The sequence below is a fragment of the Actinomadura sp. WAC 06369 genome (assembly GCF_003947565.1).
Taxonomy (GTDB): domain Bacteria; phylum Actinomycetota; class Actinomycetes; order Streptosporangiales; family Streptosporangiaceae; genus Spirillospora; species Spirillospora rifamycini.
Genome location: NZ_QHJN01000267.1, coordinates 1 through 6,493, shown reverse-complemented (window position 1 = coordinate 6,493; position 6,493 = coordinate 1). Strand labels below are relative to the sequence as shown.

The 6,493-nt window shown below is 73.3% G+C and carries 7 protein-coding genes; 5 read left to right on the top strand and 2 right to left on the bottom strand.

Going from position 1 to position 6,493, the window contains the following annotated elements:
- Positions 1–393 precede the first annotated feature (393 nt).
- Both DMH08_RS37690 and DMH08_RS37685 read left to right on the top strand, forming a co-directional pair.
- Positions 394–822, top strand: a complete 429-nt coding sequence (locus DMH08_RS37690) for an anti-sigma factor (protein WP_026401214.1) — start codon at positions 394–396, stop codon at positions 820–822.
- 50 nt (positions 823–872) lie between these two features.
- Positions 873–1,631 carry an RNA polymerase sigma factor SigF gene (locus DMH08_RS37685; RefSeq protein WP_026401215.1) on the top strand — a complete coding sequence of 253 codons (759 nt, stop codon included), beginning with the start codon at positions 873–875 and terminating at the stop codon, positions 1,629–1,631.
- Between the two features lie 36 nt (positions 1,632–1,667).
- On the opposite strand, the gene DMH08_RS37680 is transcribed toward DMH08_RS37685, so the two are convergent.
- Positions 1,668–2,150, bottom strand: a complete 483-nt coding sequence (locus tag DMH08_RS37680) for a hypothetical protein (protein WP_199748198.1) — start codon at positions 2,148–2,150, stop codon at positions 1,668–1,670.
- A gap of 122 nt (positions 2,151–2,272) precedes the next feature.
- On the opposite strand from DMH08_RS37680, the gene DMH08_RS37675 reads away from it, so the two are divergent.
- Complete coding sequence (locus tag DMH08_RS37675; RefSeq protein WP_026401216.1) at positions 2,273–3,211, top strand: diacylglycerol/lipid kinase family protein; 939 nt, start codon at positions 2,273–2,275, stop codon at positions 3,209–3,211.
- A 295-nt stretch (positions 3,212–3,506) separates the two neighbouring features.
- Positions 3,507–3,767 (top strand): WhiB family transcriptional regulator, encoded by a 261-nt coding sequence (locus DMH08_RS37670; RefSeq protein WP_026401217.1) that lies wholly within the window; start codon positions 3,507–3,509, stop codon positions 3,765–3,767.
- 121 nt (positions 3,768–3,888) lie between these two features.
- On the opposite strand, the gene DMH08_RS37665 is transcribed toward DMH08_RS37670, so the two are convergent.
- On the bottom strand, positions 3,889–5,568 hold the full coding sequence (locus DMH08_RS37665; protein ID WP_125621011.1) for a sensor histidine kinase: 1,680 nt from the start codon (positions 5,566–5,568) through the stop codon (positions 3,889–3,891).
- 75 nt (positions 5,569–5,643) lie between these two features.
- Here DMH08_RS37665 and DMH08_RS37660 point away from each other — a divergent pair.
- On the top strand, positions 5,644–6,493 hold an 850-nt coding region (locus tag DMH08_RS37660; protein WP_125621009.1), incomplete at its 3' end, for an aminotransferase class I/II-fold pyridoxal phosphate-dependent enzyme.

Here is a 6,493-nt window from a genome sequence, read left to right as displayed (position 1 = left end):
CAACGTCCGATGTTACTACGAGACAGACCCCACCCCGCAAACCCGAAAGATCCACCCACCGGAGTCGCAAAATCTCACACAGCATCCACTAAAAGAGCCGGTACCCCACCTGCAAGGGCACCCGCCCGGCCACCGGTTCCCCAGCCAGAGCGGACGGGAACCACTGCGATTGCGAGCGAAGCCAAGTTCGAGCTCGCGAGAACTTGATCGCGCAGCGAGCCCCCTGGGGCGAGTCGGAGCGATGCAGCAATCGCACGCAAGGCCCGTTGAAGGAAGGCCGCCCCGCGGCCTGACGCCGAGGGCCTTGCAAACAAACACGCGCGTTGGAGTCTCGCGGAGTGCTTCGCAGGCGGTAGTTTCGAAGGCAGCGGGACCATCCTGCGAGGGAGTGACGTGACCGAGGAAACCGCTGCAATGCCGGCCAGTACGAAGTTGTCCGTCCGCGACGTGGTGACGGTGAAGCTGCCCGCCGCGAGCGCGTACCTGTCCGTCCTGCGGACCGCCACCGCGGGGCTCGCCGCGCGGCTGGACTTCACGCTGGACGAAATCGAGGACCTGCGCATCGCGGTCGACGAAGCCTGCGCGATGCTGCTGGCCCAGGCCGTCCCCGGGACCGACCTGTCGTGCGAGTTCGAGCTGACCGGGGAGGCGATGCGCATTTCCGTATCGGTGCTGACCGTGGACGGCCGGGAGCCCAGCCGTGACACGTTCGCGTGGACGGTCCTCTCGTCGCTGGCCGGCGAGGTGGACGCCAAGGTGGGCTCCGACGACCGGGTCACCGTGACGCTGCAGAAGCGGCGCGGTGCGGGTGGGCCCCAGTGACGGAGAAGACGACCCTGGCGGGCGAGGACAACGAGCGGTCCGACAGCGCGGTGCCGGACCGCGCGCGGGCGCGCGCCCTGTTCGAGCGCCTCGCCGAGCTGCCGGAGGGCGACCCGGAGCGCCAGCGCATCCGCGACCAGCTCGTGGAGCTGCACCTGCCGCTGGTGGAGTACCTCGCGCGGCGGTTCCGGAACCGCGGCGAGTGGCTGGACGACCTGATCCAGGTCGCCACGATCGGGTTGATCAAGTCGATCGACCGGTTCGACCTGGAGCGCGGCGTGGAGTTCTCCACCTACGCGACGCCGACGATCGTCGGCGAGATCAAGCGGCACTTCCGCGACAAGGGCTGGGCGGTGCGGGTGCCGCGCCGGCTGCAGGAGCTGAAGCTGTCGCTCACCAAGGCGATCAGCGACCTGGCGCAGCGGGAGGGCCGCGCGCCGACGGTGAGCGAGCTCGCGGCGCACCTGCAGATGAGCGAGGAGGAGGTGCTGGAGGGCCTGGAGTCGGCGAACGCCTACTCCACGGTGTCCCTGGACGCGCCCGACTCCGGTGACGAGGACGCGCCCGCGGTGGCGGACTCGCTCGGCATGGTGGACGAGTCGCTGGAGGGCGTCGAGTACCGCGAGTCCCTCAAGCCGCTGCTGGAGAAGCTGCCCGCGCGGGAGAAGAAGATCCTGCTGCTGCGGTTCTTCGGCAACATGACGCAGTCGCAGATCGCGGCGGAGCTGGGCATCTCGCAGATGCACGTGTCGCGGCTGCTGGCGCGGACGCTGGCGCAGCTCCGCGAGGGCCTGACCGCGGACGAGTGACCCGTGCGGGCCCGGTGGCTTCGGCCGCCGGGCCCGTCACTTTCCGCCGGACGGCTTCCCGGCGGACTTCTCCGCGTCCGCACCGCCGTCCGCGCCGCCCTCCGAGTCGCCGTCGTCATCCTCGTCGTGGTCGGTGACGAGCCAGGCGGTGCTGGGCGGGCTGAGCAGGGTGACCAGGGCGAGGATCGCGGCGACGCCCAGCGGGACGCCGATGGCGTACTGCTCGGCCTGCCACAGCGACCACGCCACCGGCAGCGCGAACAGCTGGGTGAGGACGGCGGGGGCGCGGCTCCACTGGTCGGCGCGGAGCAGGCCCCGGGCGCAGGCGAGCATCCCGATCCCGCCGGCGAGGGCGAGGACGGTCACACCGATCGCGCTGACCGGGTCGACGGGTTCGCCGATGGCGGTCTCCACGCCGACGTACGCGCCGTACACGACGGCGGCGGCGCCCTCCGCGGCCTCGAGGCCGGCGGCGGCGTACACGGTCTTGGGGCGGGCGGCGCTCAGACGCTTGGACACAACGAAACCCTACTCGGCCCGGCCCGGTGGGCTCTCCCGGGTCGCCGCCCGGAGGGGCGTCCGGCGGGCGTCCGGGCGACGCCCCGGGGAACGTCCGGTGCGACTCTCGGTAACCTGGCGCCGTGCGCGCCATGCTCATCGCCAACCCCAAGGCGACCTCCACCTCCCGGCGGGCCCGCGAACTGCTGGTCCGGGCCTGCGCCGGCGACCTCGACCTCGTCATCGCCGAGACGGGGCACCGCGGGCACGCCGTGGAACTGGCCCGGGACGCGGCCACGGACGGTTACGACGTGGTGATCGCGGTCGGCGGGGACGGAACGGTCAACGAGGCCGCGAACGGCCTGCTGTCGGCGGGCGTCGCCGAACCCCCCGCGCTGGCGGTGCTGCCGACCGGGAGCGCGAACGTGTTCGCGCGGGCGCTCGGGCTGCCCGACGACCCGATCGGCGCGACCGGCGTGGTGCTGGAGGCGCTGCGGGCGGGCCGCTACCGGACGGTCGGGCTGGGCGCGGCGCGGCCCGGCGACGGCCCCGAGCGGTACTTCATGTTCTGCGCGGGCGTCGGGCTCGACGCGGAGGTCGTCCGGGAGGTCGAGCGGCGGCGCGGAACGGGCCGGAAGGCCGATCCGTCGCTCTATGTTCGAACGGCCGTTCGCCATTTCTTCGCGGGCACGGATCGGCGCCGGCCCGCGCTCACGTTGGAACAGCCGGGGCGCCCGCCGAAATCGGGCCTGTTCCTGGCGTTCATCTCTAATACGTCGCCGTGGACTTTCGTGGGCCGCCTTCCGGTGAATCCGAGTCCGCTCGCGCACTTCGCGCGGGGGCTCGACGTGTTCGGCGTCCGGACGCTGCGGGTGGGGCCGACGCTGGCGGCGGTGGCGGGGATGCTGCTGGCCCGCACCCGTCCTGTGCAGGGACGGGACGTCGTGAACGTGCACGACGCGGCGGAGGTCACGGTGCGGGCGGAGCGTCCCGTCGCCTTTCAGTTGGACGGCGACTACCTCGGCGAGCACCGCAGTGTGACGTTCCGTTCGGTGCCGAAGGCCATCCGGATCGTCATATGAGGCACCCCGGCCGTTGTGTTGAGATCCAAGTAACACGTTCGACCCACTGATGTGACACATGCGACACCCATACTTTGAGAATCCTTTCTCAAAGGTCTTGCGCCTGGTAGTGCGCCCCTGACACGCTCAAGTTGCGCCCGAACGACAGGGGTCCCGATGACGCCGACCGCCTGCTCACGGCGCCGTCGAACAACCACCCCTGGACCCGGCCACCGCCGCTCCGGGCGTTCGCGACATGTGAAATCGTTCACAATTGGGTGGAGTGTCTCCACCACCTGACGAAGGAGTGGACCGCATGGACTGGCGCCACCGCGCAGCCTGCCGTGACGTGGACCCCGAGCTGTTCTTCCCGATCGGCAACACCGGGCCCGCGATCCTGCAGATCGAAGAGGCCAAGCAGGTATGCCGGCGCTGTGACGTCACCGACGCGTGTCTGCGCTGGGCGCTGGAGTCCGGGCAGGACTCGGGCGTCTGGGGCGGGATGGGCGAGGACGAGCGCCGCGCCCTCAAGCGCCGCGCGGCCCGCGCCCGCACCCGCGCGAACGCCGGCCTGTAACCGCCGTCCACCGCACGGCGCCGCCTCCGAGCCCGCCCGGCCGGAGAGCCGAACCAGCGCCGCGAGACTTCCGAAGTGCCCGTGCCCCCGGGGTCGCGGGCACTTCGCCGTGCCGGGCCGGTCAGCGCGGCGGGCCGCCCCGGTGGCCGGCGTCCAGCGGGACGTCCACGACGACCTCCGTGCCGCCGCCCTCGCGCCGCCGGAAGTCCAGGTTCCCGCCCAGCTCCCCCACGATCAGCGTCCGCACGATCTGCAGCCCGAGGCTGTTGCTGCTCTCCACGTCGAAGTCGGCGGGCAGCCCCACCCCGTCGTCCGCCACCACGACGACGAGGCGCCGCTCGCCCGCCGCGTCCCGGCCGTCCGGCCCGTCCGGGCGCGGCTCCGGCTCGCCCGCCGCCGACAGCTCCCCCCACACCGGCTGCCGCGCCGCCCTGCGCCGCAGGTCGGACGGCTCGTCCGCCGCGCCGTCGCGGCCGCCGCCCGTCCGGTGCGCGACGACCTCCAGCGTCCCGAACCGGTGCGCGAGCCCGTGCTCCAGGGCGTTCTGCAGCAGCTCCGTCAGCGCCATCGCGAGCGGCGTCGCGACCTCCGCGGGCAGCACCCCGAAGTTCCCGGACCGCTTCGGCGTGACCTTGGTCTCCGGCGTCGACACCTCCCCCGCCATCGTGATGACCCGGTCGGCGATGTCGTCGAAGTCGATCAGCTCGTCCGGCGTGAGGGACAGCGTCTCGTGCACGATCGCGATCGACCCGACCCGCCGGACCGCCTCGTCCAGCGCCGCCCGCCCCTCCGGGATCCGCAGCCGCCGCGCCTGCAGCCGCAGCAGCGCCGCGACCGTCTGCAGGTTGTTCTTCACCCGGTGGTGGATCTCCCGGATGGTCGCGTCCTTCGTCATCAGCTCCCGGTCCCGCCACCGCAGCTCGGTGACGTCCCGGCACAGGACGATCGCGCCGATCCGCGTGCCGCCGACGACCAGCGGTATCGTCCGCAGCTGCATGATCGGGCCGTGCGCCTCCACCTCCACCTCGCGCGGCGCCCGGCCGCTGAGCAGCACGCTCAGCGCCTCCTCCAGCGGCTCCCCGGTGTCGCACAGCTCCGCGGTGATCTCCCCGAGGTTCTCGCCCACCAGGTCCGTCGGGTAGCCGAGCCGCCGGTACGCCGACTGCGCGTTCGGGCTCGCGTACGTGACGCGCCCCGACCGGTCCAGCCGCATCAGCCCGTCCCCGACGCGCGGCGAGCGCACCAGGTTCGGCTCCTCCCCCGGCACCGGGAACCGCCCCTCGGAGATCATCTTCGCGAGGTCGCTGGCGGACTGCAGGTACGTCAGCTCCAGCCGGCTCGGCGTCCGCGCCGAACTCAGGTTCGTGCTCCGCTGGATCACCCCGAGGATCTTCGCGCCGCGCCGCACCGGGATCGACTCCTCCCGCACCGGGATGCCGCTCCCCCACTCCGGGTCGCCCTCCCGGACGATCCGGCGCTCCCGCCACGCGACGTCGATCAGCTTCCGGCGTCCCGTCCGGACCACCTTCCCGACCAGGTCCTCCGGATACGCGGTCGGGCCGGTCGTCGGCCGCATCTGCGCGATCGCCACCCAGCCGGGGACGGCCGCGCCGGTGTCGAGGGCGCGGCCCCGCGCGTCCGCGGGCGGCGCGTCCCCGATCCGCAGCGGCACCCACAGCAGCAGGTCGGCGAACGACAGGTCGGCGAGCAGCTGCCAGTCCGACACGAGGGCGTGCAGCCACTCCACGTCCGTCTCGGTCAGGTCGGTGTGATCGCGGACCAGATCGGTCAAGGTAGGCACGCCACCATCATCGCCCATCGCTTCCGGGCGCGACCCGCGCGTCCCCCCGCCCCGGGCACCTGGCAGGATGCCCGCATGATCCCCGCAGATCCCCTCGCCAGGCTCCGGGACGCGGCCGCGCGGCGGGACGCGGCGGGGCTGCGCCGCACGCTCCGGCCCCGCACCGGCGACCTGATCGACCTGGCGTCCAACGACTACCTCGGGCTGTCCGGCGACCCCCGCCTCGCCGCCGGCGCCGCCGCCGCGGCCCGCGCCTTCGGGACCGGATCCACCGGGTCGCGGCTGGTCAGCGGCACCACCGAGCTGCACGCCGAGCTCGACCGGCGGCTCGCCGCGTTCACCGGCGCCGCCGCCGGGCTCGTGTTCTCCTCCGGCTTCCTCGCCAACCTCGGCGCCGTCACCGCGCTCTCCGGCCCCGACGTCCTCGTGGTGTCCGACCGCACGAACCACGCCTCGATCGTCGACGCCTGCCGGCTGTCGCGGTCCCGCGTCGCGATCGTCCCGCACCGCGACACCGCCGCCGTCGCCGAGGCCCTCGCCGACCGCGACGAGGACCACGCCGTCGTCGTCACCGACGCCGTCTTCTCCGTCGACGGCGACCTCGCGCCGCTCGCCGAGCTGCACGCGCTCGTCCGGTCGCACGGCGCCCTCCTGGTGGTCGACGAGGCGCACGCCCTCGGCGTCGTCGGCGCGGGCGGCCGCGGCGCCGCGCACGCCGCCGGTCTGGCCGGCGAACCCGACGTCGTCCTCACGCTCACGCTGTCGAAGTCCCTCGCGTCCCAGGGGGGCGCGGTCCTCGGCGCCCCCGAGGTCGTCGACGCGCTGGTCGACACGGCCCGCTCGTTCATCTTCGACACGGGCCTGAACCCGCCCGCCGTCGGCGCCGCCCTCGCCGCCCTCGACGTCCTGGAGGCCGACCCCGCCC